Genomic DNA, 23,081 nt, shown 5'->3' with positions numbered 1-23,081 from the left:
GCAGCTTTTTTTTCGTATCTCTGTACATGGGAATCCAAGAACACAATGAACCAGCTTCGGTCATCTTAGAGTGGATCATCCAATCCAAGTACTTACCCGAAGGAGAGATCTTAAAACTAGCTTTAGAATCCGCTGTCCGCATGACAGAGAGTTCTGTGGGCTACATTCATCTGTTAGATGAGAACCATATAGCGCAAGAATTTTATACTGGAAGCGAAGAAGATTTTCGCAATACTCATTTTACAACCCACGAAAGTATCTCTGTTTTTGAAAAAGCGGAGATTCGTCTTGTTTTGGGAGTGGGCAATAAAGCTGTTCCTTACGACGAAAGTGATAAAAAAGTATTGGTCTTTGTTGGAAATGAGGTCTGGCAAATCATCTTTCGCAAACGTATGGAAGAAGACCTTCGCAGGCGTGAAGAGCAATTGCATGATGCTCAGGACCTTGCCCAAATTGCTTCCTGGGAATTTGACCTCAGCAAACAAAAATTCACATACAGCCCCCAATTCCCAAAGATCTTAAACGTAGACCCAAACACCATCCCCGATGGTCGGCATATGTTATTTGCTCGGATACCAGCAAATGATAGCCAACTGCGAAAGCATATAGAAGAAATGTTTTTGGGCCATCTTTTGGATGGAGAAAATGAAATCTCCATTGAGATGTTGGGAAAGGAACACCATTTACATCTTCGTTATAAGACCTTAAAAGATGAAGACCACATTCCGAACTTTGTGTACGGAACTATACAAGATGTGACCGAACAGAAAAAGTCTGAACTGAAAATCCAACATAGTGAGTGGAATTTACGAAGCATCATCGAATGTTCACCAAACGGTATCCTCATCTTAAAAGGAAGAAAGATACAATTTGCCAACCGAGCCTCTGCAAAACTTTTAGAAACCCATCTCTTTGATCTATTGGATAAAGACATAGCTAGAGTTATACCTGTCTCTGAACTCAAATCATTCCGAGATTTTTTGTCTGAACTCGAGGAGGCAAGCTCCCTTGGCCGACTTCTCGAACGAAATGTACGCTTGAAGTCCGGAAAAAAACGTTGGTTGGGCATCTGGACCATAGAGATCATGTACGACGGTGATGTGGCAAACTTGGTCCATCTCATTGACTTGAGCCGACAAAAGGAACAGGAACTTCAACTTTTACAGAGTGAAAAATTAGCAACGATAGGACAGTTGGCCGCCGGTGTGGCTCATGAAATCAACAACCCCGTTGCCTTCATCCGCAGTAATCTCGAATGTATGGTCCAATACCAAAAAAGCCTGGAGACATTTTTTGACCTCTTCCTGAAACTCCAGAACACGAAAGAGACTCCAGAGTTTGTGAAACTCTGGAACGAACTGAAGGCAGTGTACTCGGAAAACGACATGGAACAAATCCTCAGCGATATGCGATCCCTTGCTTCCGAGTCTCTGGAGGGTGCAAAACGAGTCTCCGAAATTGTATTGGAAATCAAAAGTTTTGCTCACGTAGAAAAAGAAGAAGGGCCAGATGATTTTATCATCAACGATGTCGTTCGCTCTTCTTTGAACTGGATCTGGAACAAAATCAAATACGATTGCGATGTGAATCTCAAGTTGGCTCCCAATTTACCAACGGTCCAAGGCCGTTCGCAACAGATTGGCCAAGTGTTACTCAATGTTCTGTTAAATGCAGCCCATGCGATTGAAGAAAGAAAACGAAAAGACCCAGTTTTTGCCACATCTTCTGGCAAACCAGGGAAGATAGAAATTGAAACAAGTATTGTCAAATCTGCATTTGATTCCGGTGCAGATGGAATTTTGATCACAATTGAAGACAACGGAATTGGAATCCCCAAAGAAGTTGCTAACCAAATCTTTGATCCTTTTTTCACCACAAAAGAAGTGGGAGAAGGAACTGGATTGGGACTTAGCATCTCGGTGGATATCATTAAAAAACAAGGGGGGAGAATCTTTGTAGAATCAGATCCTTATAAATTTACAAAGTTCTCCATTATGTTAGTAACGAAGTCGGAGAAGGTAGTTAACAAGGAGTAGGTTATGGACTTTGATGAATTTATGGCACTTGCCATTAAAGAAGACGAAGAGAAAAAAGAAAAAGGAAACCAAGTCACAAGCCAAAGCAATCCCAATGGCAGACGGTATCATATTGTTCTTGTGGATGATTTGCGCAATATCTCAGCCAGTATGAAGCGAGAAATTTTATTGGCGGCAAAATCTAGCGATCTTTCTGTGTATGTTTGGGAATTCCAAGACCCTGAGGTCGCCCTACAGAAAATTCCCAAAATCAAACCAGATCTTTTGATCACTGACATTAAAATGCCGTATTTAACAGGTGATAAATTGGTAGAAACTGTGAAGAAACAGATGCCAGATTTGCCGGTGATCGTTGTTACGGGATTTGCCACCAAAGAAAATATCCTTTCGGTCTATAGAAGTGACAAAAATTCCATTGTCCTCTCCAAACCTTGGGAATCAAAACGCTTAATGGATACGATTGCTGGTTTGATCGGTGCTCCTTTGGAATGGCCAATCGAGGTTGAAGCAAAAAAATAAATAAAATAATCGGTTGAATGAAAATTCACCCTTTGTTTCCTGTTAGAGTAAACAAAGGAAAATTAAGTGAAAACATTCATTCTACCGATTCTGGTTTTGATCCTATCCTGCCGAAACGCGCAATCACCTGATGCCGATGCCCTCCAAGGCAAATCAGATGAGACGGCGGGCGCGGTTGTCACATTTGTTTACGGTAAGGTCCAAGTGAACCGAAAGGGCATGGAATGGAATGCGAAAGTAGGCGACCAAATCCGAGTGGATGATTTGATTTTGACCAAGTCTGGATCCATCGACTTACAAACCTATCGGGGCGAAGTCATCCGTATCAAAGAAGCCTCACAAGTAAGTTTTACAGCACTCCCAGGCAAAAAGAGTGAAATGAACACTCTGCACGTTGTTTATGGAAATTTACTTATCAAAGGTGCCAAACTAAAGAACAAAGAAGAGTTGAAGATAACCTCGCCGACAATGGTTGCCGGTGTGCGTGGAACTACTTTTGCGTTTGAGCTCGTCAAAGATGGAGTCCCTAAGGTGAAAGTTTACGAAGGTGCCGTGGCTATGGCTTTTCGTACGCCATTTCGTACCATCAAAGACAATTCTTTAGCAGACACGGAAGCTTGGAAAGAATTGGTAAAGAGTTTGGATGAAACAGAAATCATCCTTGAGGCTGGAGAAAATTCAAAGGTAAGCCCCAAACTGAATGAGCTTGTATTTATCATCAACCAAAAGGTTTCGGAAAAACTTCTCAGCCAATCAGATATCGAAGCATTTCAAATGAAACCTGAGGAGATCAGCAAAGAAAGCTTCACCCAAACACCACAAGAAAAGGCAGAGATCAAAACTTTGGTGCAATTGGAAGACCAGAAGATCGAAAAGGCATTGTCCGCAAGCGACAGTACCGACCCGACCCTAGCGGAAGCCATCAATTTGGAACATGATACCAAGAGAAATGCTGCCTTCCAAGAGATTGCCTCGGAGGCAAAAGAGCAAGATTTGGACAAAGAGTCTGAGATCCAAACCTATTATAGCATACTCGAGTCCATCCACACAACCAAAGGTGAGGTATTTACTGGTGCCATTATTGCCCAGTTAGGCGATACACTCATAGTTCATACAACGAAAGGTGTTCGGGAAATGAAGGCTGACGAAATCGAATATATTGAATATAAGAACTTTAGATTGAAGGCTAAGGCAAAGAAAAAATAGGCAGAATCGCCAGGCCCTCTTAGGGCATACAAAAACCGGCACGAGGTGCCGGTTTCTCCAGGAGTTTAAGAGCTAGGATCTATCTCCATCCTTCCGACTTAATTTGTCCATGGTCCAAATACAAACCAGAAGTTCCTACAGAAGGAGCTCTAAAGTGGCCAGAGTATTGGTAGTAGGTAACGTTACGGTTGAATGGCCAAATCCCTTCGCTTTGTGTTAAAGGAGATTGGCATTTGCTTAAACCGCCAGTTCTGTTGTAACCGCAAGAAGAGTGATAGGCAACTGCATAGTCGTCTTCCCCTGGAAGGATAGCGGAAGCACCGAACATTCCTTTATATCCAGGAACATGGAAGATACCTACCGAACCAGTGTTGTTATGGTTGAAGGCACCACGAGCTGTCCCCACGATGAGAGACTTGTCCATTGCATTTCCTGCGAAACCAAATGTAATCGCATTGAGAGCAGATGCCAGTTCTGAACCACCAGAGGCAGCAGCAAGAGCAGTCACCTTTGTGAGGTTGAATCCTCTAGAAGAGGCAGTGCCTCCTAAATTTGACAGCCAAAATTCAATGGCATAGCAACCAGCAGAATGGCACACGATTTTGCAAGAGTTGGATCCTCTGCAGTAGGTAGAAAGACCAGTTGTGATATTGGTTTGTGCACGAGCAGAACCATAGGTTCTAGGGTCAGTGGTCCCATCGTATCCGATGAAGATCTTGGATCCGCCGACAGAATTTGTAGAGGAACCCCAGTAGTTGTTCACATCATTCGTTCCAATTCCGTTGTGGTTGGAGGAGGACTTACCATGGATAAAGATGGTGTGGGTCTGTGCACTCAAAGATCCTGCCAGCAGGATGCTCATGAGGAGGGTAAGGCTGAGGAAAAGGTTTCGCTTGGTCATTGTTTTCTCCCGATTTGGTTTCAAATATTGTGAAATATTGGCAATTCTGTGGCAAGTAAAATTTTATCGAAATCCCTAAATTTTCCAAACGGTGTTCATTCCCCTGGCTTTTCTTAAAAAAAGGCAGACAAATTCCAAAAACCAGTACATACCTTTCGCATCGATTCAGGTTGGGATGGGGGAAAACATTGGAGTCCATTAAAGAAGCAAGTGAACGTTTGGGTTCGGTTCGCAAAGAGATCCACAAAGCCATAGTGGGACAAGAGGAATTGGTCGATGGTTTGCTTCTTGCTCTCATCGCCAATGGGCATGTGCTCATTGAAGGTTTGCCTGGTTTAGCAAAGACTCGGGCAGTCAATCTACTCTCACAAGTTTGCAAAGTCTCTTTCAAGAGAATCCAATTCACCCCGGACCTTCTGCCCGCAGACATAGTGGGCACGCGGATCTTTAATCAGAATAAGGCGGGGTTTGAAAACCAATACGGACCTATCTTCGGCAATTTTTTATTAGCCGATGAGATCAACCGAGCACCCGCTAAAGTACAATCTGCACTCTTAGAAGCTATGCAGGAAAGACAAATCACCATTGGTGAAGAGACAAAACCTCTCCCGGCTCCATTTTTGGTGTTTGCAACTCAAAATCCCATCGAACAGGAAGGTACATATCCATTGCCAGAGGCACAATTGGATCGCTTTCTCTTAAAGTTAATAGTCTCATATCCAAAGAAAAAGGAAGAATCGGAAATTATTAAAATGGTGGTATCGGAGACAAAGATCCCAGATTTGCAAGCCATACTATCTGCTGAAGAAATCCTATCTTGCCAGAAACTGGCGCGAGGGATTCACCTCGAAGAAAAACTCATAGATTTCATTGCCGAACTTGTTCTTTCCACTCGCAATCCTGAAGAGTATGGCATGGCAGATTTTAAACAATGGATTTTACATGGAGCAAGTCCACGGGCTTCTTTAGCACTTGCACAAACGGCGAGAGCAGCCGCACTCCTAGCAGGTAGAGATTTTGTGACTGCTGAAGATGTGCGCCAAATTGCTCCCTCTGTGCTACGGCATAGAGTTTTGTTAAACTATTTAGCTGAGGCAGAAGGCATTCTGGCAGAGAACTTTATCTCAAAAATTTTAGCTACGATCAAAGCACCAGCATAGGCCATGTCAAAAGGACCCGATCATAGTTTAGATTTGATACGAAAAGTACGCCTTTTGGATCTAGTTTCCAAAAAGAATGCAATCTCCCTCTTGGATGGGCATTACCTTACTGAAATTTCAGGTAAGGGAACTGAATTTAAAGAGGCAAGAAAGTATGTGATGGGAGAATCCATCAGGCTAATTGATTGGAATATGACGGCTAGGCTCGGAGAACCGTTTGTAAAAGTTTTCCAAGAAGAAAGAGAAAGAAATATCTATATCGCTTTGGACATCAGCCCAAGTATGTATCTCGGTTGGCAGGAGAGAACCAAGATCGATTATGCGGTAGAACTCGCCGCAACACTAGCTTATTCTGCCATCAAATCTGGAGATCGATTGGGTTACCTTTTTTTCCAAGACAAAGTAGTAGCAGAAGCACCTGCCAAACGAGGAAAACGTCAATTTTATCATTTTCTTAACCAGATGGTACGCTATAAGGAGAATCCACCTAGTTCTGGTAAGACGGACATTCGAGCAGCCATCCATAGCTTACAAAAGAAAAAAGGCCATCGTTTTGTGGTTTTTCTAATTTCAGATTTTATAGATTTGGATTTACCGGATGATCTTCGTTATTTGGTGGCATCTCATGATCTGGCATTGGTTCATGTGTATGATCCTTTTGAATATACAAATTATAAATACTTTCGATTTTTAGGGAATGATCCCGAAAATCCTATGCACAATGCATTTGTTAAGAAAGAAATTAGGAGTTTAGTAGAACAGGAAGCCCATCTCAAGGAAATTTCAAGCAAGTATGGCTTAACATGGTCCTCTTTTTCAACAAACTCTGATCCGAGCCGAATGCTCAGACACTTTTTTGAGAGCAAAAAAAGGATATCGCGCTAGTGGAAATCTCCTCTTCTTTTTTGAATCCACTCCCCATTCTTTCAGAAGGAGAGGTGTATTTTTTAAAAACCATTCTTCCCATCCTTCTCGCATTGCCATGGGCGATAGCTATCCTTTTTCTATTGATTCGTTTTTTGCTTCGTTGGTTGTCTTCCTTAAAACCCAAAGGATTGCCAGAAGAATTTAATAAGAGGTCGATTCCGCATGTCCAAGAGACACCGTATCAGTGGAAAACTCTCAAACTTAAAGAAATAAAGGAATTGGCTCAAACAAATCCTCGTTTGGCGATTATGGAATTGAGTTCCCATATCAGAAAAGTAAAACACCAGGGGAAACATGAAAATCTCTCTTTGGAACATTTCATTCTTCTTCCCAAGAAAAAAAAATCACATAGATTTACGGATATTCGGTTAGAAAAAAAATCACTTACCGGAGACCTAAATTTACTGTATGTCGATATTGTTTTACATTCCTATCAAAGAGAAGAGCCGAGTGTCGCCTTGGCTGAAGAGCTGATCAGTCGCTATTCAGGTTTTAAGCAAGGTGGCAAAAAAACATGATAGGTTTTGATGCTCCTTATTTTCTTCTCGCATTGGCATTGCTCTATTGGATCTATAAAAGAGGATTTAGCACTCTGTTGCTTCCCTTCTCTCCCATATCCTGGTTAGGTGATGGTAAGGTTAACCGAAGTTGGAAGCTCAGCTGTGTTCGCTATAGTGAATTCATTTTCTATGGCAGTTTGGTTTTGGGATTATCTGAACCTTACATTAGCGTAAAACGGGATTCAATCAAAACAGAAGGGATAGATCTTTCCATTACACTCGATCTCTCTGCCAGTATGCAAGCAGCTGATTTCAAACCCAATCGATTGGAAGCAATGAAAACTCTAGTCAATGAGTATTTAGAAGACACTAGAGGCAATCGCACTTGTGTTGTTGTCTTTAGTGGACAAGTATATTTGCATTATCCGTTTTCATTTAACAAAAATGCACTCCAAAAGGCTATTTCGAGCATTCATTTTCAAACCTTCGAACACAATCGTGCAGGAGGCACACATATAGGAGACGCAATTCTATTTTCACAAGAAGAGTTGTCCCGCCTCAAAGCAGAAGGAAGGGAGCAGGCGATCGTATTGATTACAGATGGCGAAAATACGGGAGGCCTCGATCCAATCCTAGCAGCAAAGCTCGCTTTGGAAAATGGCATTCATCTCTATATCATCGGTATGGCGAGTGCAGATCTCATCCCGGTCTTTGAGCCTGATGGAGACCCGTACATAGGTTCTGATGGAAAACAACTTGTGACAAGTCTCAAAGATGAAAGTTTACAAGCGATAGCTGATGCCGCCGGTGGGATGTATTACCGTGCAAAAGAGGGCCAATCACTCAAATCAATTCTATCTGAAATCAATGCACTCGAAAAGAAACCTCTAGAGGTAAGCCAAGTCAAAGAAAAGATCTCACTTAATTTAGTAGTTACATTTATCATTTTTTTCTCTTTCTGTTGTTATTATCTAGGAGCCAGTTTTTGGATCAGGAGGCCTGTTCGGTAATGGCTTTTGAATACCCACTTCTCCTTTTTCTTTTGCCATTGGGATTTGTTTTCTCAATTTGGTTGTTCTATCTTGAATTTTTTGCAATTAAAGAAATTGAACAGTCTGTACACAAAAGTCGTCTTCATAAAATTAGTGCTTTCTTTCGTACAAACAAAATCGGGGACGTCACAAAAAACAAATTTTGGATCTACCAAATCTTCTTTTGCCTATCCTTTTTATCTCTTTTACTTTCATTTTCTTTTCCTTATGAATCTGGTGATGCAGAGTTTGAAACAAAACAAAGTGCTGCGTATTTTGTTTTTGATGCTTCCTGGAGTATGCAGGCTGAGGACACTTCCAATAAAGAATTCTATGAGTTTATACCTAGGTTTCGGTTTGAGGAGGCTCGTTTTCATGCGATGAAAGTATTGAGTGAGCGAGACGATTTCGCATTTGGTGTCATCACGTTTGCTGGTGAATCGGCACAACATAGCCATCCCATCGCCGATAAGAATTGGATTCGAAAGATTCTCTATGAACAGATGGGAACACATAATACGTATTATAGTGGTACAAACTATTCTGCGGCCTTTTCTGATTTGCTAAGTTCTTCCAAATTTTTAGGGCAGGGATTTCAAGTGATTCTATATTCTGATGGCGATGCTTCTGAAGAAGAAAAATCCAAAGCCCTAGAATCATTGACGATGTTCCAAAGATTGAAAATACCAGTGCATGTCATCGCATTAGGCCAAATCACGGGGGCCGAAATTGAAATGAGTTACAATTATCTAAACGAGGTGGAGCAAATTTCAGACGTGGTAACGGATGCCTCGGGTAAAAAATACGAAAGTGCCAATGAGATATCTGTGCAAAAAAGGATGAGCTTTCCTGACTATGCATTTCTCAAACAAATCGCCGATCGTACAGGAGGCGTTTACATAGAAGTTGAAAGCGAAACAGATGTCCTTAGCAAATTATATGAAGCACTCGAAGCTTCCAAAGACAAAACCCAAATACTACTTTGGGAGGCGGGATCCAAAAAGAGTTTGGTCCATTGGTGTTTTTTCCTTCCATTTTTATTCTTTCTCTATGATCTTATTTTTATCAGAAAGGTGATTCAAATTGGAAAAGTTAGCTGAGGAAGATCAGATTGTTCGCTTGTGGCGTAAGTGGAAATGGCTGTTTTTCCTCATTCTATTGGCCATTCAAGGTGGGATCTACCAATGTGCACAATCCCGTTTAAGCCATCCCTCAATCTCGCCTAACCAGGCGGGTATGCGCCTTTATCTATCCAACACATTCCCTGAAGCTGAAGAGAAATTCACCGAAAGTATTTCCTTTGGATTTCGTACTCATATACCCTTATTTAATTTGGCCTTATCATTGGCAAAACAATCAAAATACCAAGACTCACATGAACTAACAGAATCGATACAATCCCAAAATTGGTTTTTTTGGGAAGCCTACCATCTGGATGGACATAATTTATTCTTTTGGGGTAAGTCAGTTTTAAATGAAAAGGACTGTGATTACCAAGAAACAATTGTTTTGTGGGAAGCTGCGCGTGGAAAACTATTTCGCAGCTCTATTTTTTCCCTGCTTCAACTCAATCTGACCATGTCTATGGAATCTCAAACTACTATGGCAGAAGTAGCTAAGCATATCAAAGCCTTGCCTGCTTGGCGTGAAAACTGTCTGAACCCTCCAAAGAAGGGTGAGGGAGGGGGAGAAGGAGAAGGTGCAGCATCCAATGCAGAGAATTCTTCTAATCATCAGACCTCTTCAGATCCAAAAGGCAAAGAACAGAACTCCAAAGATTCGAAAGACAATCCGAAACAAAAATCGAATGGCCAAAAAGATTCAGATACAAACGAAGATAGAAAAGATAAAAATTCCGATGTAGCAAAAGGTGATAATCCTTCTGATTCTAAGGATGGCAATCAACAATCCCAAAAATCCAAATCAGAGATCGAAAAGAAAAAAGAAGAACTAAGCACAAAAAGAGAAGAAAAACGAAACCAAAACTCACTTGGAACGGAGGAGAGAAAAAAAATCAATGAGTCAGCCTCCGATTTGTACAACTCCGATCCAGAAAAGGGATATTGGAATCGCGACTACTACAGACATATCCAAGAGATACCTCTACGTGCAAAAGGAGAGGATTTAGAGAAGGCCATGAAAGAAGCCAAACCTTAAATTTGTTTATAGATTGGCAAAATCACTTTGAAACAGGTATCGCCTGGTACACTCTGTACTTCGATATGACCCATATGTGCATCGATTATTTTTTTGGCTGTTGGTAAGCCGAGGCCTGTTCCCATACCGAACTCTTTTGTCGTAAAAAAAGGCTCAAAAATATTCGGTAGATTCTCTGGACTTATGCCTTCTCCATTGTCCTGGATATTCAATTCAATAGTATCCTCTTTGATTTCTGAATGGATTTTGATGATTCCCCTTGTCTTGGCAGTTGCCTGGATAGCATTGTAGATTAAATTTGTCCAGACCTGTACCAATTCGTCCGCATAGCCATAGAGTAAAATATTTGGTTCTAAATCTACGATTATCTGAGCATCCTTAGGCCAAACATTCGCATACATCTGTAGCACACTTTCTATTCCTTTATTCAATTCAAAGACAGAGCGATTTTCCTTTGGACCTGCATAGGAATAACTTTTTAAGGCAAAAACAATCTTGGAGGACCTCTCAATGGCTGTCTCAATCATAGAAAGGTGGAATTTGCTTTGTTTGTATTGAAGGGCTTGGATGAAAAATTGTCGGTTCTTTTCTTCTTTGAGTAGGCTTTTTTGCCTCTCGGGAATATACCTTACATTCAAATCAAAGCAAGAATCAGCTAATGACTGTGAGTCTTCAAATCCCAGGTCATGTAGAATCGATGCCAATTCTCGTTTTTGTTTGATCTTGGATACCTGTCCTTCGGAAGGATGCTCCATTCCAGACTCCACCAAATGGTGAATTTCTTCGGCTTGTCGAGAATTTGGAGAGGCTACGAGTGGAGGATGGAGGATAGGGTCTTGTTTTAAAATAGAAACACTTGCTTTGATTGCCGCCAAAGGGTTGTTAATCTCATGAGCAACTCCCGCTGCAATTTTTCCGAGGACAGACATACGTTCGGCTACCAATAAAGCTGATTGAGTTTTGTTTAACTCTTCGAGTTTTTGGTGGAGCTCTTCCGTTCTTTCTTGGATCAATGTTTCTAAATTTTCAGTTGAATCCTGGATTCTGGCAATCATCTCATTAAAACTTTTTGTGATCACTCCGATTTCATCAAACGTCGTGATGGGAATTCTTGTGTCTAAATTTCCCTTTCTCATCTCTGACAATCCATACAGAAGACGGTTGAGTGGGATAACAATGTTACGTTTATGGAGAACAGGATATAAAAAGAAAATGATAACCAATGTGATAGAGAGAGTTAAAAGTAAAGAAAAAACAAATCTATGTATTTTCCATCGATAGTCAAGATAGGAAAGTCCTATTGAGTAATGGATATTGTTGGCGATGAAATCTCCAATCCAAAAAATCCCTTCATTTGTTTCAAATAAACTTACCAGATCATAATTTTCATAATGAGCAGCACGAGAAGTAAGCAATGGTATCTTGCTTATATTTTGATTAGTTTTGTTGATAATTGTTTGGTTTCGAAACAGATCAAAGACAAAATCAGTATCATGAATGATCGGATATCTGACTCCTTTCTCGATCTGAATTTTAATAAAATCTTTTTCTCGATCAAATTCTCTTTGAAAGTCTCTTTTTGATCCAATAAAGAGAATATTTGCAATGACAGATAACACTAGATATATGAGGGCTACGTTGAAGGCCATGATCTTAAAACCAACATTACTTGGGAAATTTTCTTGGTTTAGAACATTTAATATGACGGCTGTGACGGAAATAAAAGTTGTGTTTGTCATTAAAAACAAATACGTTTCGTTGTTTAGATAGCCTAAATCCACAAAGATATTAAAGAAAGCCATACAAAGTATGGCAAGGCTTGCGAGAAGAAAGATATCGATGCGTGATTTGAGTTCGTTTTGTGATTTGGATCTTTTTAAAATAAGAGTGATGATCGCGGTAGCTAGCTGAAGACTCACGACAATCGCTACAGATAGAATACTCGCGTATATGAATGGGTCAGAGGATTTTTGTTCTGGTACATAAAATTCAAATGTGGGATCAAATAAGATTTTTCTATGGAAAAAACCCCAAAAATTAAATAGAGAAGCAGCTATACTGAGAAATATAGAAAGGCGTACAAAACGTATCCTAAGGGAAGGGTTGATGTCATTGCCAAAACGAAAGGAAGCTGAAACGAGAGAAGTTCCAAGAAAAAGAACTGCCGGGTTTTTCACAAAAATATATAGATACGCGGTCCACGGGCAGAGCAAGGAGTTACAAAGCGCCCAACTCATGCTCCAGAGGAAGAGGCAAAACAAAAAGATCTGGTAGTCCAAAAATGATTTCGGGAGGCTTTCCCGCTTTCGGTGGAAATAAACGAACGACGTACCCATTACGGCGGAAAGGCCAAAGTAGTAAAAGCTATAGAAATTGAGTAACAAGTTCCCCTCGAATTGTGACCGCAGTCTCTGCGGGAGGATGGGGAGGGAAAGCAGCATTTTTATCGTTGGTGCACCGCACAAAAAAAGGGTCGACTCCGCAGGCCCTCCTGGAATGCTGGTAAATAGATTGTGCACTGCACAATAAGCGGTGAAAGAAATGCGAAATATAACCAAGACATGTATCCAATCCCTTTTCCTATTCTCTTTATTGGGTTTGGCTCTTTTTGAATCCTACGGAAAACCAAGCGTGGAAAGCGACAGAGCTGCACAAATCCGTGAAGTAGATCAAATTGCCTCCTACATTGGAAAACAGCGGTATGGCCTCTCCCGGAGCGAAAAAGAGGAATTGGCGAAAGCTGTCTACGAAGCTTCGTTTTTATTGAAATTCCCTCGAGGTGCCAAGTTTGCTGAGGAATCAAAGATAGACTCCGTTGCCTTTCTATTGGGAGTGATCCAGACAGAATCCCAATTTAAAAGAACGGCAAAATCAAAGAAAGGTGCTCTCGGGTATATGCAGTTGATGCCTGATACCGCAAAGTGGTTGGCAAAGAATAAGTCCATCCCCTACAAAAATGCAAAAGACCTCTTTGATACGCGAACGAACTTAAAGCTCGGTGTTCTTTATTTAAATGATCTCATGGAAGAAACTGGCTCTCCTGCAGATGCTTTACTTGCTTACAATGCGGGTTTATCGGGGTTTCGTAAATGGGGAGGTCTTGCCTCTTATCCAAAATCAATTGCACTGCACTATCACTCTTGGAAAGAATTCAAACAGTCTCGAGTATCCTATGATGCTTTAGCACTTCTCAAACAAGAATAAATTTTACTTTACAAGCTCAGAATTTGCTCCAGCTTCTAATCCGTTTTCAAAAGAAAAGGTGGTTAGAATATGGAGCTTCTTCGCAAATACGGATTGTATTTAGCAATTGTATTGTCTCTAGTGATCGTTATTGTTTATTTTGTTTTCAGTGATGGGCAGGATTCTCTTTCAGAATCAAAACAAAGATCCAAACAAGATATGATGTCAAGCTCTAGTGATCCATCTAGCAGCAATTATACGGGTGGAGCAGACAACAACAGCGGCGATATCCCTGATGATGGAGCAAGCCCAGAAATTTTAATACAACAGTATGAAGAATGGGCACAGTATCCTCCTTTCTCAAGGCCCATGTCAATATTGAATCATGATTTGGCTTTCCCCTTCATCATAGAAAATTCACCAGACTATCAATTAGACCAAAAGACAAAAGAGCCAAATGGTTATGTCTGTTTGTTCCAACCAAAAACCTGGTCGGTAGTTGGAAACAAAGATGTTATGTATGTCACCCTCGAATGCCGAGACAAGGAAAGAAACCGAGTGAAGATCTCTATAGACTCTCACCAAGTTTTCCGCGAGTGGGAAGGCCAGAGATATGGAACAGTGAGTGCAGAAGTGAATGATAACGGTACCGATGGCGACCAAACGCGAGGGGATAATATTTACACCTTTTCTTGGAAACCAACCAAAGCAGATTGGGGACAAATGTCTTTGGTTTCGAACATTACGTACGGTGCAGAAGGCTTAAAAACAACAGTAACAGCCAGTTTCTTTTCATCGCCATCCGTACCTGCAGAGTTCAATGGAGTATTCTCTGATGGAATCCAAGATGGTTCATTGGTTGTGAGAGCTGTAATGAATGTCTATAGAAAAGGAAAATACCATCTTGAAGCCAATCTTAAGGACGAAAAGAATGGTGAATTTATCGGCTATGCAATCTATGATGGCGATCTTAAAGCAGGTAGCAACGAAGTAGAATTTATTTTCTTTGGTAAGATTTTACGAGATAAAGATTTGGACGGACCGTACATCGCTACCTCTTTCCGAGGCCATAGGGTGAATCTTCCCATTGATCCCGAATGGTACAACCAGGGAGAAGAAGGCTTACGGAAATTGCAAGCTGCCAAAACAACAGAACCAGATAGAGAGTTAGTGTATCCATACAAAGACGAGTACAAAACTAAAAAATACAAAGTAGAGTCCTTTTCGAGTGCCGTTTGGGATTCGGCTGATAAACAGAATCGTCTGAAACAATTGCGATCTCTCCAGTAAATCATGTATGTTTGCAGAAGTTCTTCAAAACCTTTCCTCCCGTTTCAAAAAAAGGCCTTTCCTCTGGGGGGGGCTTCTTTTTCTGATCTCCCTTCCCGTCATCCTTCACTTTATCTTTTGGGGGCTTGTTTCTGCTAAAGCACCCCTCTACGAAAAGACAGTCCAACACAAATCGATCACCGCAAAGGTCCTTGTGGTGCGAGACCAATACGGCATTCCCCATATCAGAGGGGAAGATGCGCACTCCACCTACTTTGCATTAGGTTATGTTATGGCACAGGATCGGCTTTTCCAAATGGAGGTGCAAAAAAGAGTTGGTTTAGGCACATTATCTGAGTTATTTGGGGACAAATTAATAGAATCAGACCAATTTTTAAAAACACTTCTTCTCAAAAAACGAGCAGAAGAGTATGTGAATCAACAAAAACACATTAGCCCTGAAGCTTGGGTTCACTTGGATTCTTTTCTTTCAGGAATCAATGCCTTCGTAGATGAAGGTGTGTATCCAATAGAATTTACTATCCTTGGAACAAAACCTGGGCATTTCGATCGTGTGGATGCGATTGCATTCTTGTATTATATGGGTTTCTCATTTGCTGAAGGTATAAAGTCGGACAGTTTGTTCACAATTTTAGAATCCGAGTTAAAGAATCGAAATGTGAAAGAGCTTTTTCCTCGGTATGATTTAGAGACGGAGGCTGTTACCATTATAGAGTCGCAGCCAGGATCGCCTAAATTGGCATACAAGCCTTCTTTGTCCCCTGAGGATAGTAAGTCTCAAAAAGCTTTCACCAAAAACAACCTAAACCAATTGTTTACTCTAAGCAAAGCCATCCAAGATCTCAAGCTTCCTATTGAGCCTCTAGAAGGAAGCAACTCATGGCTTATTGCGCCTTCTCGTTCGCAGAGTGGTGGAGCAATCCTTGCCAATGACCCACACATTGCGCTTTCTAACCCTGGGACTTGGTATGAGGCACATCTACAATACCCTGGTTTCGAAACATATGGATACTTTCTTTCTATTGTTCCTTTCCCTCTCATTGCGCATAACCGCGACAAAGCTTGGGGTCTCACGATGTTGGAACAGGATGATGTGAATTTGTATTTTGAAACCATTGAAAATGGTAAGTATTTGGCGAAAGGGAAATGGCTTGCTCTGGATATATACAAAGATGATATCAAAAAGAAAGATGGAACCACCCAGCCCTTTCAAGTTGAAATTACAAACCATGGACCAATCGTCACCAAACTGATCAAAGCTTATACTGGTAGGCCAGTCAGTTTGTTTTGGGCAAACCACCACTTAGACAATCCGATACTAGACGTATTGTTCCTTTTAGGTAAGGCAAGCAGCGTAAAAGAGATGGATGATGCTTCTTCTTTGATCTCTGCTCCTGGATTAAACTTTAGTTATGCGGATGTCAAAGGCAACATTGCCTATTATTCTGTAGGTCGATTCCCGATTTTAAAATCCGGCAACCCTCGGAAAATACTGGAGGGAAGCACAGGCGAAAGTGATGTGATTGGATATGTGGCCTCAGCCAATAATCCTAAACTAAAAAACCCTGCCAACGGAATCATCATAACGGCGAACAACCAAGTTACAAAAGCAAAGTTACCAGGACTGAACTCGGTAGAGGGCAATTGGCAACCTGCTGACCGTTTCCTTCGATTAGCAGATGTTTTGGGAAGGCAAGCGAAATGGTCTGTAGAAGAGTTATCCGATTTACAAAATGATACCTTTTCTTCCTTTGCTCCTACCTATTTGGAAATCATCCTTCCCCACCTAAAAACCCAGAAAGACCCTCTTAAGGTGGCTGCTTTGGAATTGTTGACAAAGTGGGACCATACTCATGGACCAGAGTCAAAGGGAGCAGTTGTTTATGATGTTCTTTACTACAATGTTCTCAAGCGTTTGTTACGTGATGAGCTCGGATCAGAGAAATTTTTGATCTACGGAGAAATTGCTGAGTATTGGAATGCTTACCGTGGTTTCATGCGAAATCCAAACTCGGACTTTTGGGATGACTTAGGCACCCCAGATAAGAAAGAAACACAAGCCGAGATCTTTCAGCTTGCGTTTGAGGATACTGTGGATTTTTTACGGAAAGAAGTATCTTCCTCTCCGAGCCTTTGGACTTGGGGGAGGTTGTATAAGATCCGCCACCCGCACCCTCTGGGAGTTGTTCCTTTAATTGGTAAGATTTTTGAAATCGGTCCTATGCCCGCAGCAGGTGGGGCTGAGGTTGTGAATAATTTGAAACACAAATTGATGAAAGAAGATTGGGTAGCAGCCTCTGGTCCTTCCAAAAGACGTGTGATCGATTATGGAAATCTGGACTCATCAGTCACTCAATTGCCAATCGGGAATAGCGGAAATTTAGCTAGTCCGTATTACGGTAATTTGGTGAAGGATTATAACGAAGGGAATGCTCGCCAAATTCTTTTAGAAGAGTCAAAATGGACCAAAGTTAAAAAGATGGAATTTCTTCCTTCCCCTTAGAGTTTCTTTTCCCAGTCCGAGATTTTTTTCTGGATGTCTGCCAGATCTAGTTTATCGGATTGGGATTCCTTACCTACAGATTTCTGTTTTTGAAATTTTTGAATGTAATAGTATATCCCAAACAATCCCAAAATGGCGAGAATGGATAGCGTTAGGTTGATACCTGTAGCATCTGGTTTCGCCATAATGGCATCTCCAAACCCATATCGGATCGAATCAACCATCCCGGAATTTCCTGAGTCTTGGAAGTGTTTTACGATAGGATCTTCATTTACGGAATCCCCAAAACCATTTTTAAGTCCATCAATGATACTTTCTTCCGTTAAACCTCTTTTGATTTGGTTTTCTATGAAGGTTTTTAAATATGCTGACGCGGAACACATATTAAATGAACATGCTTGTATCGGAAGACTTGGTAAACAAATGCATCTTACTTTATCTGTCACCGATAGAAATATCTTTATTTCCTTCGGATCTTTCAGGCTAGTTGTGGTTACTTGTGAAAAAAGACCACTTGAGTATAGCAAGAGAAAAGAAATGAAATAGATTTTTTTCATACAGCTACTTCACTTTTTTTCTTCTTTAATTCACCAATAGGTAACAATAGGAACAATCCTGTTAAAAAATACATGACACTTCCTAGCCAGATAAAGTTTACCAAAGGATTGATCCAGATTTCTAGGTTGGCAACGAGGCGCTTCGGAAATCTTAAAAAGTGTGCCAGTTTTTCTTTCTCTGTGCTACCCGTGAAATAATAATTCATAAAAAGTAAGGGTAGATCAGGATTTTCAGAACTCAAATCTGCTTCTTCTATCGCACCTAATTGTATATAAAAATCTTCCTTCGGTAAATTGAGAATAGCAGGTTCGCTAGTAGGTATATGTGTTTCAAATTCTCCAGTTAGGTGAGAGATTTGAGGATAAAATCTGCGTTCGGTTGCTAACTCGGCAGTTTTTTCTGCACCACGGTAAATGACAAAACTTGCCTCTTCAGAAACGATTACATTCTGTATGTTTGGCTCGCTACCCAATCCACCGATGAGAACAGGTTTGATTTTGAGCGCACTCGCCTCTATTTGGTAGGCACCTAGTATACCCTTGTCAATGGAAGTGTATTGAATCTCCTCTGAAGTCGGAGGGTTTAATTCATAAAAGAATTTGATAGAAGTGTTTTGTTTGAAGGCATTGCCCGCATAGCCAATAAAAATTAAAACGAGGGAAAAATGTACGAGATACCCACCATACCGACGTTTGTTTTTTAATAGAAGTTGCATGGCGGAATATAGGTAAGCTTCGCCTGGATTTTGTTCTTTTCTTGCCTTTACACCTCTATGGTATTCCTGGAAAATCCCAGCAATGGTAAAGGTACCCACAGCTATAGTAAGAACCGAATATACTTCAGAAAGTGTATCTCCATAACTAGAGCTTGGTTTTGTGAAGAGCCTAGAATAGACTAGGATATAGCTTAGTCCTCCTAAAATCCCTGCCAAAAAAGGTTTCCAGAGTGTGCTAAAGAATACAGTGTCTGCACCCTTACGCCAAGCCAAGAGTGGAGCAGAACCCATGAGTAGTAAAAGAAAGATACCTGCAGGTACACCCCATGAATTGAACCAAGGGGCTTTAAATTCCTTTCCATAGAGGAGCGGAGAAAAAACACCTAACAAAATGGATGCGGTAGCCAAAACCAATAAGAAGTTGTTTAATAAAAAACTACCCTCTTTTGAGGTGATGGCTTCGAGGTTCCTTTCTGGTTGAAGAGATTTTCTACGGTAGAGAACGAAACCCAGGAAAAAGAAAAAGCTGATCAGGATAAAAGTAATAAAAGGGGTTCCGATTGTTGATTTGGAGAAACTATGAGGCCCTTCCAAAACACCTGACCTTGTGATCCAGGTGCCCAATAAACTAAAATGAAAGGCAAGGATGATCAGGATCATATTCCAAAATTTCAACATCCCTCTTCGTTCTTGGATCACCACAGAATGAACAAATGCCGAGGTGAGAAGCCAAGGCATCAAGGAAGCATTTTCTACTGGATCCCATGCCCAATACCCCCCCCAACCCAGCTCTTCGTAAGCCCACTTAGAACCGAGGAGTATTCCTGTTCCCAAAAAAAACCAGGAAAACAAAGTCCATTTACGAATGAACTTCATCCAATCTTCCGTTAGGTGACCAGAAACCAATGCTGACATTGCAATTGCAAACGGAATGGAAATGCTAACATATCCAATGTACAGGATAGGTGGGTGGATGATCATTGCCCAATGTTGTAAAAGTGGATTGAGTCCTCTTCCTGCAACCGCTTCCGGAATAAACTCACGAAATGGTTGTGCATCTGCATAAAACACAGCTAAAAAACTGAAAAAACCTGAAAGACCAGATAAAATCAAATGCATCACCGGAATCCGATCTTGGATCGATTTTCTTGTCTGCCAAAGGACGATAAAGGTAAACAGGCTTAAGATCAAATTCCAAAATAGCAGTGAACCTGATGACCCAGACCAGATCGATGTCATTTTATAAAATAGAGGTAAATGTTCACTTGAATGCATCACAACATAATAGTTGCTATAGTCTGATCGCATTAGTTGAGTTAAAAGAACTAAAAAAGTTAAGAATATAATGAGAGGATTGACCATCAAAGCAAGGCGGCCAATTTCGATCGCCTTTCTCTCTTTTTTTAGAATACCGTAAAGGGTCTGGATAAAAGAGAAGGTAAGAACGGCAAGTGAGGAGGCGAGTAGTAGAGTACCTAGATTATTCATTGTCCCTCTGCGTAACCAGCTTCGTACTTGGAGGCACATTTGGCTTCCACATGGCTCGCTACTAGTACACCTTTATCCCAACGTCCATCGACCCGCGCTCGCGCACCTTCTTTAAAAGCGTCCGGTAGAAGTGTCTCCCCTGTAAATAAAACTGGGATCTGCCTCTCATTGAGTTCCAAAACAAAACGAGCCTTTTTCCCTTCCCGCACAAGAGTGCCTGCCTTCACAAATCCTCGGACTCGAAGGTTCTGGTCTGAATAGTCATTGGCGCTAGCAGCAAGTTCCGAAGCATCTAGCAGTAAAAAGGAAGTTTCCTTGGAAGAGAAATAGGCGATGCCACCCAATGCTCCGCCAATCAGAAGGAGGAGAAGGAGAAATTTTTGATTCATACAAACCTTTAGACAGAAAGTCTCTGCTTAATAGTTTTTGGGTGGCTTGGCGGGAGTCAAGTCGATCTAATCCATGTAAGCCTTGAAACGATAGGCCCAGATCCCGATCCATTCTTTGGTTGCGATGGTAGAAAGCTCCCAATAGACCAGGGAGGGAACCCAAAGATCAAAAGCCGATGCATTTAGGTTGAGAGCTCTGTAGTCTGTGGGATAGGCAAACACTGCCACTCCTTGCTTTTCAAAGCATGCCTTGGCTCTTGGCATATGGAAGGCCGATGTCACAAGTAGGCTTGTTTCCCTTTTTTGGAGGAGGAGTTTTTCCTTGGAAAACTTTGCATTCTCAAAGGTATTTCTCGATTGGTCTTCTAATAGGATACGACTTTCTGGAATCCCTAGGTCCAAGAGGATGCGTTTTGCCCTCTCAGCCTCCTTTAGCTCAGGAGAAAACAGAAGTCCAGATCCGCCTGAAAACAAAATAAATTTGGCCTTTCCATTCCGGTAGAGGCGAACGGCATCGATCAATCGGTCTGCTGCATCCGTTACTTCGACACGTTCGGAATGGATTCCCAGTGGGTTGATCATTCCGCCTAACACGACTATCGTTTCTACAACGGGTACATCTTCCATAGGAATAGGAGGGTTTTGTTTTTCGAGTGATGAAATTAGGAAGTTCGCAACCCAAGCATTGGAAAAACCATACACAAATAGCCAAAGGCAAAGCCAGTGCTTTCGTTTTGTGGATCTTTTCAGTGCCAAAAGCAAGAAGCAGATAACAAACAAAGGAAAAGGAAATAAAAGAGGGCTTAGCAATTTGGAAAATGTGAAAAATACCGTATCCATTCAGATAAAGGATAGGGCCATCCCTTCTTTTGGGAAATCACTTTGTAACCGATTCAGTTTAAATCCTCGGTTTTTCCCCTGAATTTTCTCTCATTCCCCTGGAAGTGGGGGAGTGTTTGAGTAAAAACAAGAGCGTAATTCTTTTTTTTGTTCCAGGGAAAGCCTCTTTCGGTTATGCTAGCCTGAAAAAAAGGATGGTGAGCATGTTACGAAAGCTCCTTTTAGTCCTGGTTCTTCTTGCCATGTTTGGATTTGTATCCACACAATTGTTTGCAGAAGATCCAGTAGTTACGGAACCTACCAGCGTACAAGAAGAGACTGGTCATTCTTCCCATGGAGAATCAGTCCACCAAGAGTTACCTTATTGGTCAGTGATCCCATTTGTCGCAATTCTCTTGAGTATTGCAATTTTACCGATTGCTTCTCATAAAACAGAGCATTGGTGGGAGAATAACAACAATAAACTGATGTTGGCGGTTGGCCTCGGGTCCATTTCTTTCATCATATTACTCGTGTATGGGTATGGGCACAACATCTACCATACGATCATCTTTGATTACATCCCTTTTATTATTTTATTAGGGTCTTTGTTTTACATCTCGGGCGGGATCGTGATCAAAGGAGACATCGCAGCGACTCCTCTCAACAATTCTATTTTTTTGTTAATTGGTGCCTCGCTTGCTTCCTTCATCGGAACCACTGGTGCTTCCATGTTACTCATCCGACCTCTATTAAAAACAAATTCGGAACGAAAGCATGTGGTACATACGGTCGTATTTTTTATCTTTCTAGTATCCAATATAGGTGGTTCCTTGACTCCATTAGGTGACCCTCCACTCTTTTTGGGTTATTTGAAAGGTGTTCCATTTGATTGGACATTTAAACTTTTTCCTGAGATGATCTTTGCCTCCGTAATCCTTTTGGTAGTTTATTTTATCTGGGATACTCTTGCTTACAAAAAAGAGTCCAAAAAAGACATCCAAAGAGATATAAAATCGGCAACACCAATTTCAATTGGGGGACAGGTAAACATTATATGGTTGTTAGGCGTCGTTCTTGCAGTTGCCTTTCTAAATAGCAATTACATCCCTGCAATCAAAGACCATCCATCCCTCGGTTTCATCCGTGAAGCGACTTTGATCCTTTTGATTGTAGCAAGTAAGTTTACTTCCAAAGAAGAGTTCAGAAAGTACAATAACTTTACACTCCACCCTATCCAGGAAGTAGCTTATCTCTTCATTGGTATTTTCATTACCATGATACCTGCTCTCGTTCTACTTGAAGCACATGGCAAAGAACTTGGCATTACAGAGCGTTGGCAATTCTTTTGGGCGACTGGGATATTCTCATCGGTCTTGGACAATGCACCTACGTACTTAACGTTCGGTTCTTTGGCATCAGGGCTTTTGACTCCTGCGGGTGCTGATGCATGGACGTTGGGCCAATTCATAGGCAATGCACAAGCAGAAGAGATATTGAAAGCAATTTCGGTTGGCGCTGTGTTTATGGGTGCAAATACCTATATCGGTAATGCGCCCAATTTTATGGTGAAATCGGTCGCTGAAGAAAATAAAGTTAAAATGCCGTCATTTGGAGGCTACTTGGCTTATTCAATGGGAATCCTAGTTCCATTGTTCATTGTAATCACCTTTATCTTCTTCACCTAAATTGCCTTGGG

The 23,081-nt window shown here is 41.2% G+C and carries 19 protein-coding genes; 13 read left to right on the top strand and 6 right to left on the bottom strand.

From position 1 onward, the window contains the following. Nucleotides 1-26: 26 nt before the first annotated feature. The 3 genes from DI060_RS11015 to DI060_RS11005 all read left to right on the top strand — a co-directional run bounded on the left by DI060_RS11015 (nucleotide 27) and on the right by DI060_RS11005 (nucleotide 3,761). A complete protein-coding gene (locus DI060_RS11015) occupies nucleotides 27-2,036 on the top strand; it encodes a PAS domain-containing sensor histidine kinase (protein ID WP_167836986.1) in 2,010 nt (669 codons plus the stop codon). A 3-nt stretch (nucleotides 2,037-2,039) separates the two neighbouring features. After that, nucleotides 2,040-2,555, top strand: coding sequence for a response regulator (locus tag DI060_RS11010; RefSeq protein WP_244594370.1), 516 nt, complete (start codon nucleotides 2,040-2,042; stop codon nucleotides 2,553-2,555). Nucleotides 2,556-2,621: 66 nt separating this feature from the next. After that, on the top strand, nucleotides 2,622-3,761 hold the full coding sequence (locus DI060_RS11005; RefSeq protein WP_108976548.1) for a FecR family protein: 1,140 nt from the start codon (nucleotides 2,622-2,624) through the stop codon (nucleotides 3,759-3,761). A gap of 79 nt (nucleotides 3,762-3,840) precedes the next feature. Here DI060_RS11005 and DI060_RS11000 read toward each other — a convergent pair whose 3' ends face one another. Next, complete coding sequence (locus tag DI060_RS11000; protein WP_108976547.1) at nucleotides 3,841-4,662, bottom strand: hypothetical protein; 822 nt, start codon at nucleotides 4,660-4,662, stop codon at nucleotides 3,841-3,843. A 188-nt stretch (nucleotides 4,663-4,850) separates the two neighbouring features. Between DI060_RS11000 and DI060_RS10995 the strand changes: the two genes are divergently transcribed. From DI060_RS10995 to DI060_RS10970, 6 genes are read left to right on the top strand one after another with little or no spacing between them, the layout of a single operon-like run. After that, nucleotides 4,851-5,822 carry an AAA family ATPase gene (locus DI060_RS10995; RefSeq protein ID WP_244594369.1) on the top strand — a complete coding sequence of 324 codons (972 nt, stop codon included), beginning with the start codon at nucleotides 4,851-4,853 and terminating at the stop codon, nucleotides 5,820-5,822. Between the two features lie 3 nt (nucleotides 5,823-5,825). Continuing rightward, a complete protein-coding gene (locus tag DI060_RS10990) occupies nucleotides 5,826-6,707 on the top strand; it encodes a DUF58 domain-containing protein (RefSeq protein WP_108976545.1) in 882 nt (293 codons plus the stop codon). A 20-nt stretch (nucleotides 6,708-6,727) separates the two neighbouring features. Further along, nucleotides 6,728-7,267 (top strand): hypothetical protein, encoded by a 540-nt coding sequence (locus DI060_RS10985; protein WP_135355044.1) that lies wholly within the window; start codon nucleotides 6,728-6,730, stop codon nucleotides 7,265-7,267. Beyond that, the gene (locus tag DI060_RS10980) at nucleotides 7,264-8,259 is read left to right on the top strand and encodes a vWA domain-containing protein (protein WP_108976543.1); all 996 of its coding nucleotides are present in this window, start codon (nucleotides 7,264-7,266) and stop codon (nucleotides 8,257-8,259) included. Before DI060_RS10985 ends, DI060_RS10980 begins: the two co-directional genes overlap by 4 nt. Beyond that, nucleotides 8,259-9,380, top strand: a complete 1,122-nt coding sequence (locus DI060_RS10975; RefSeq protein WP_108976542.1) for a vWA domain-containing protein — start codon at nucleotides 8,259-8,261, stop codon at nucleotides 9,378-9,380. Before DI060_RS10980 ends, DI060_RS10975 begins: the two co-directional genes overlap by 1 nt. Continuing rightward, a complete protein-coding gene (locus DI060_RS10970) occupies nucleotides 9,364-10,437 on the top strand; it encodes a hypothetical protein (RefSeq protein WP_108976541.1) in 1,074 nt (357 codons plus the stop codon). Before DI060_RS10975 ends, DI060_RS10970 begins: the two co-directional genes overlap by 17 nt. Here the strand turns inward: DI060_RS10970 and DI060_RS10965 are convergent. Next, nucleotides 10,434-12,674 (bottom strand): HAMP domain-containing sensor histidine kinase, encoded by a 2,241-nt coding sequence (locus tag DI060_RS10965; protein WP_209452030.1) that lies wholly within the window; start codon nucleotides 12,672-12,674, stop codon nucleotides 10,434-10,436. The genes DI060_RS10970 and DI060_RS10965 overlap by 4 nt on opposite strands. 304 nt (nucleotides 12,675-12,978) lie before the next feature. Here DI060_RS10965 and DI060_RS10960 point away from each other — a divergent pair, with 304 nt between their 5' ends. The 3 genes from DI060_RS10960 to DI060_RS10950 all read left to right on the top strand — a co-directional run bounded on the left by DI060_RS10960 (nucleotide 12,979) and on the right by DI060_RS10950 (nucleotide 17,413). Continuing rightward, nucleotides 12,979-13,641 carry a transglycosylase SLT domain-containing protein gene (locus DI060_RS10960; protein ID WP_108976539.1) on the top strand — a complete coding sequence of 221 codons (663 nt, stop codon included), beginning with the start codon at nucleotides 12,979-12,981 and terminating at the stop codon, nucleotides 13,639-13,641. Nucleotides 13,642-13,710: 69 nt separating this feature from the next. Next, on the top strand, nucleotides 13,711-14,910 hold the full coding sequence (locus DI060_RS10955; protein WP_108976538.1) for a hypothetical protein: 1,200 nt from the start codon (nucleotides 13,711-13,713) through the stop codon (nucleotides 14,908-14,910). 7 nt (nucleotides 14,911-14,917) lie between these two features. Continuing rightward, nucleotides 14,918-17,413, top strand: coding sequence for a penicillin acylase family protein (locus DI060_RS10950; RefSeq protein ID WP_108976537.1), 2,496 nt, complete (start codon nucleotides 14,918-14,920; stop codon nucleotides 17,411-17,413). Here the strand turns inward: DI060_RS10950 and DI060_RS10945 are convergent. From DI060_RS10945 to DI060_RS10930, 4 genes are all read right to left on the bottom strand, one after another. Beyond that, nucleotides 17,410-17,970, bottom strand: coding sequence for a cytochrome c-type biogenesis protein CcmH (locus DI060_RS10945; protein ID WP_108976536.1), 561 nt, complete (start codon nucleotides 17,968-17,970; stop codon nucleotides 17,410-17,412). The genes DI060_RS10950 and DI060_RS10945 overlap by 4 nt on opposite strands. After that, on the bottom strand, nucleotides 17,967-20,174 hold the full coding sequence (locus DI060_RS10940; RefSeq protein ID WP_108976535.1) for a heme lyase CcmF/NrfE family subunit: 2,208 nt from the start codon (nucleotides 20,172-20,174) through the stop codon (nucleotides 17,967-17,969). Before DI060_RS10940 ends, DI060_RS10945 begins: the two co-directional genes overlap by 4 nt. Further along, nucleotides 20,171-20,563: a cytochrome c maturation protein CcmE domain-containing protein gene (locus tag DI060_RS10935; RefSeq protein ID WP_108976534.1), complete on the bottom strand. Its 393-nt coding sequence runs from the start codon at nucleotides 20,561-20,563 to the stop codon at nucleotides 20,171-20,173. The genes DI060_RS10940 and DI060_RS10935 overlap by 4 nt, the downstream gene beginning before the upstream one ends. Before the next feature lie 66 nt (nucleotides 20,564-20,629). After that, nucleotides 20,630-21,319: a YdcF family protein gene (locus tag DI060_RS10930; RefSeq protein ID WP_244594368.1), complete on the bottom strand. Its 690-nt coding sequence runs from the start codon at nucleotides 21,317-21,319 to the stop codon at nucleotides 20,630-20,632. Nucleotides 21,320-21,585: 266 nt separating this feature from the next. On the opposite strand from DI060_RS10930, the gene DI060_RS10925 reads away from it, so the two are divergent. Further along, on the top strand, nucleotides 21,586-23,070 hold the full coding sequence (locus tag DI060_RS10925; protein WP_209452033.1) for a sodium:proton antiporter: 1,485 nt from the start codon (nucleotides 21,586-21,588) through the stop codon (nucleotides 23,068-23,070). Nucleotides 23,071-23,081: the final 11 nt, after the last annotated feature.

Source organism: Leptospira ryugenii (assembly GCF_003114855.1).
GTDB classification, from domain to species: domain Bacteria; phylum Spirochaetota; class Leptospiria; order Leptospirales; family Leptospiraceae; genus Leptospira_A; species Leptospira_A ryugenii.
The sequence above is the reverse complement of the archived record's forward strand: the minus strand, read 5'-3'. Positions and strand labels throughout refer to the sequence as shown.